The sequence below is a fragment of the Amycolatopsis rhizosphaerae genome (assembly GCF_007713715.1).
GTDB classification, from domain to species: domain Bacteria; phylum Actinomycetota; class Actinomycetes; order Mycobacteriales; family Pseudonocardiaceae; genus Amycolatopsis_E; species Amycolatopsis_E rhizosphaerae.
Map to the genome: position 1 here is coordinate 1 of NZ_VJWX01000629.1, position 3,630 is coordinate 3,630.

At 73.0% G+C, this 3,630-nt stretch carries 3 protein-coding genes; 1 reads left to right on the plus strand and 2 read right to left on the minus strand.

Translation table 11 applies throughout. The features are described from left to right. A partial coding sequence (locus tag FNH05_RS34495) for a cation-translocating P-type ATPase (protein ID WP_144593049.1) occupies positions 1-1,737 on the plus strand: 1,737 nt, incomplete at its 5' end. Here the strand turns inward: FNH05_RS34495 and FNH05_RS34500 are convergent. Beyond that, positions 1,730-2,374: a hypothetical protein gene (locus FNH05_RS34500; protein ID WP_144593050.1), complete on the minus strand. Its 645-nt coding sequence runs from the start codon at positions 2,372-2,374 to the stop codon at positions 1,730-1,732. The genes FNH05_RS34495 and FNH05_RS34500 overlap by 8 nt on opposite strands. Positions 2,375-2,528: 154 nt before the next feature. Next, positions 2,529-3,630: beta-galactosidase small subunit family protein (locus tag FNH05_RS34505; protein WP_144593051.1), on the minus strand; the 1,102-nt coding region annotated here is incomplete at its 5' end.

Here is a 3,630-nt window from a genome sequence, read left to right on the forward strand (position 1 = left end):
CTCGGCAGCACCGCCGTCATCTGCACGGACAAGACCGGCACCCTCACCCAGAACCGCATGCGGGTCACCGACGCCTGGACCTGCGCGGGGCCGGTGGAGCTGGACCGCCCCACCGGGATCCCGGCCGTCACGCGGCTGGCCGCCGCGATGGCCGCCTGCAACAACGCCGACCTCGATTCCGGCGATCCGACCGAGGTCGCGCTGATGCGCGCGTCGGGGACGCTGGGGGTGGTGGTGACGCCGCGGGAGCGTGAACGGCAGCGGCTGCGGCAGTTCCACTTCGACCCCGCGCTGCGCCTGATGTCCACCGTCGACACCGAAGGGGACCGCCGGGTGGTGAACGCCAAGGGCGGCCCCGAGGCGGTGCTGTCCCGTGCCACCCGGATCCTCACCCCGGAAGGGCGCAGCCGTGCCCTGACCGAGAAGGACAGGGCCGACTTCATCGGGGTCACCCGCGGCTACGCGGCGCGGGGCCTGCGACTGCTCGCCGTCGCGGGCCGGGAACTCGCTGACGGCGAGCCCGTTCCGGCGCGGCGGGAGGACGCCGAACGGGACCTGGTGCTCTACGGCGTCGTCGCGATGTTCGATCCGCCCCGGCCGGAGGTGGCCGGGGCGGTGGCCCGCTGCCACACCGCGGGGATCCGGCTGATCGTGGTGACCGGCGACCACCCGCTGACCGCGACCGAGATCGCGCGGCAGGTCGGGATCGCCAGGGAGGACACCACGGTGCTCACCGGCGAACAGCTGGAGAAGATGAGCGAGGCCGAACTGGACCACCTCCTGCGCGCCCACCGCGAGCTGATCTTCGCGCGGAGCTCGCCCGAGGTGAAGCTGCGGATCGCCGACGCGCTGCGGGCGGAAGGCAACGTGGTGGCCATGACGGGCGACGGGGTCAACGACGCGCCCGCGCTCCGCCGCGCCGACATCGGGGTGGCGATGGGGGTGGCGGGCACGGACGTGGCGCGCGAGGCGTCGACGATGGTGCTCACGGACGACAATTTCGCCACCATCGTCACGGCGGTCCAGGCGGGCCGTCAGGTCTTCGACAACGTGCGCAAGTTCATCGTCTACATCTTCGCGCACGCCATGCCGGAGGTGATCCCGTTCCTGCTGTTCGCGATCTCCGGCGGGAAGATCCCGCTGCCGCTGACCGTGCTGCAGATCCTCGCCATCGACCTCGGCACCGAAACGCTGCCCGCGCTGGCGCTCGGGCGGGAACCGGCCGAACCCGGCCTGATGGACCGTCCGCCGCGGCGCCGCGGGGAGAACGTGATCGACGCGGCGATGCTGGGCCGGGCCTGGGGCCTGCTCGGTGTCACCTCGGCCGCGCTCGTGCTCGGCGGGTTCTTCTTCACTCTGCTCTCCGGCGGGTGGCGGCTGGGTGCCCCGGTCGGGGACGGGACGGCACTGCACCACGTGTGGGTGCAGGCCACCACGATGACCTTCCTCGGGATCGTGGCCTGCCAGATCGGCACCGCCTTCGCCTCGCGGACGCAACTGGCGTCGCTGCGGGCGATCGGCCCGTTCAGCAACCGGCTGCTGCTGTGGGGGATCGCGTTCGAGCTGGCCTTCGCCGCGCTCGTGGTGACCGTGCCGCCCCTGCAGTACGTCTTCGGCACGGCGGTGCCCTCGTGGCAGCAACTGCTGATCCTGCTGCCGTTCCCGGTTCTCGTATGGGGCCTCGACGAGCTGTGGCGATGGTACCTTCGCCACCGCCACGCCCGTGCCGCTACTTGACCAGCGGCACGTCGAAGTTCGCGGCCGGGAGGTTCTGCCCGTCCGAAGTGGACAACGCGGGCCGCTTGAGGCGCAGCGTCAGCTTCGGGCTGTCCTTCTGGTAGTCGTCGAAGGCCACCCAGCCGCTGCCGGACTTGCCGGTGTCGAGGGCACCGCCGGCGGGGAACGGGGTGTAGCCCGCGGCCGCCATCGCCTTGCCCAGGTCGTCGCCGTCGCTCAGGGTGTTCTCGGTGCCGTCGGCCGTGACCAGTTCCAGCGAAGTGGTCTGGAAACCGGCGTAGTACTTGGTGCCCGCGGTCGCGCTGATCTGGACCAGGACGAGCTCGCCGCTGGAGGCGCCGGACATGCTCGCCGGGAACGGGAAGTCCCGCACCACGGCCTGGGCGACCACGTGGTCGCCCAGCGCCGGGTCGTCCAGGGTGCCGTTGACCGCGATCTTGCCGCCGGCGGCGGCCGGGCCGGCACTGGAGGCGGCGGCCGCGGACGAGGATCCGGTGGCGGAGGCCGGGGTGGCCGCGGTGACACCGGTGGCACCGGTGGCGGAGGACTGGGCGGGTGCGGAGCCGCCTCCGCACCCGGTCAGCGTGAGGGTGGCCGTCAGGGCGCCGAGCGCCGCGAGGGACGGAATCCTGCGCATGGACTCTTTCCTGGAGTGGGTCGATCGTGGATGCGGCCCGCACCTTTCCATGATCGCCCCGCCATGGTCAACTCGGTGATCCCGGGCGATAACGTCCGAAATGGACGGTACGGATCGACCGTGGCGTTCCGGGCCTTTTCCGCGCTACACCGTGCTACAGAGGGAGAAACCGGACCGTCCAGGAGGCCGGTGCCGCGGTGAGGGTGTACTCCGGCAGCACGCCGGGGCCGCACGAGGCGGTGCCGAGCCCGTGCTGGGCGAGATCGAGGTTGACCCAGATCACGGGGCCGGGGACGAGATCGGTGGGATGCCGGGCCGCGTCGAGGTCCTCGCTCGTCCAGCGGCGGACGGTCAGGTCGAACACCGGCGCGCCCTCGAACCGCAGCCCGCCGTCCCCGCCGCGGAGTTCGGCCCAGCGCACCCGCCTGCGGTTGCCGTTCTCCTGAGGCATCGGGTAGGGCGTCTGCCACTCCTCGACGGTGCGGCGGTACCGCCCGACGCGCATCGCCTGGCAGCTGTCGGCGTAGGCCTCGCCGGGGCCACCGCCGAACCACTCGACCTCGGCGAGACCGGCCGGGACCGCCATCCGCAGCCCCATCCGGGGCAGCGGCACCGTCCACTCGCCGTCCGGGCGCACCTCGACCCGCAGGAGCAGGGCCGGACCGTCCCCCGCCCAGTGGTAGGTGGCGAACAGGCCGAGGTCGGTGGCGGCCGGGGCGACCCTCGTGCGGACCACGAGCCCGCCGTCCGACCACTCCTGCCCCAGGACCCGGTGCGTCACGCGGTGCAGGCCGAGTGCCCGCCAGCGGGACTCCACCGCGTCGGCGTTGGTGGTGCGGTCGTTGTCGGTCGGTGCCCGCCACACGTCCAGCCGGGGACCGCGGACCCACAGCCCGCCCAGCCGGGCCAGGGTGCCGGAATCGTCGAAGTCGTCCCGGTCCAGCGGGGCGGGCCTGCGCGACACGGTCCGGCGCGCGGCGACCCGGTGCTGGGTGAACGCGACCTCGTGCCCGGCGGCCGCCCACGCGGTGTCCCCGGCCAGTTCCGCCCGCACCGTCAGCCAGCTTTCCCCGGTCACCGGGGGCAGGGCGGGCAGCTCCACCGCCACCGACCCCTGGGGCGGCACGTCTTCCGCCCCCAGCACCCCCTCGGCCACCGGCTCGCCTTCGGTTTCCAGAGACCACCGGAAACGCAGGTGAGCGGTGCCGGTGAAGTCGTGGAGGTTGGTCACCGTCAGACGCGGGCCCGCCACCGAC